The 704-nt window shown below is 27.8% G+C and carries 1 protein-coding gene; it reads left to right on the top strand.

The window, feature by feature from the left end:
* On the top strand, positions 1 to 492 hold a 492-nt coding region (locus tag RI68_RS02960), incomplete at its 5' end, for a Clp protease N-terminal domain-containing protein (protein WP_038104896.1).
* Between the last annotated feature and the right edge of the window lie 212 nt (positions 493 to 704).

Genomic DNA, 704 nt, shown 5'->3' with positions numbered 1-704 from the left:
GAATTAAGAGATGCTGGGTTGGCATTTAGTGTATTAAGAGCTGCTGGATTTACAGCTAAGGAATTAAAAGCTGCTAGATTTACAGCTAAGGAATTATCAGATGCTGGATATACAGCTAAGGTATTAAGAGCTGCTGGATTTACAGCTAAGGAATTAAAAGATGCTGGTTTTACAGCTAATGTATTAAAAGATGCTGGATTTACAGCTAAGGAATTAAAAGATGCTGGATTTACAGCTAAGGAATTAAAAGATACTGGATTTACACTTAAAGAATTAAGAAATGTCGCTGGTTTTAACATGAAAAATTTCAGAGATGCTGGGTTTACAATTAAAGATTTAAAATCTTCTGGATTTACAGATAAGGAATTATTATATAATGGAAGTATAGCTATGGAATTATATCATGATGCTGGTTATACATATACAGATATAGAAGATGAAGGCGGATATACACGTAAAGAATTAAAAGCAGGTCATTTTTGGTATGCATAATGTTAATGCAGTTATAGAAACCATTTAAGTTTTTATTTCTTTCATTAATCAATATATATATCTGTTTATCGTTCTTAAAACATTAAAAATGATAAACAGATAAATGAAAAGAACTAAATTAAAATTTTTATAAGTTGGTTGTTAAATAAATACTTAAACAACTAAAACTGAACGCAAAATAACATATTTTAATATATAAAGTATTATAAGAT

It is taken from the genome of Vaccinium witches'-broom phytoplasma str. VAC, from assembly GCF_000309405.1.
Lineage (GTDB): Bacteria > Bacillota_I > Bacilli_A > Acholeplasmatales > Acholeplasmataceae > Phytoplasma.
Note: the sequence above shows the minus strand (reverse complement) of the source record. Positions and strands in the feature narration are given on the sequence as shown.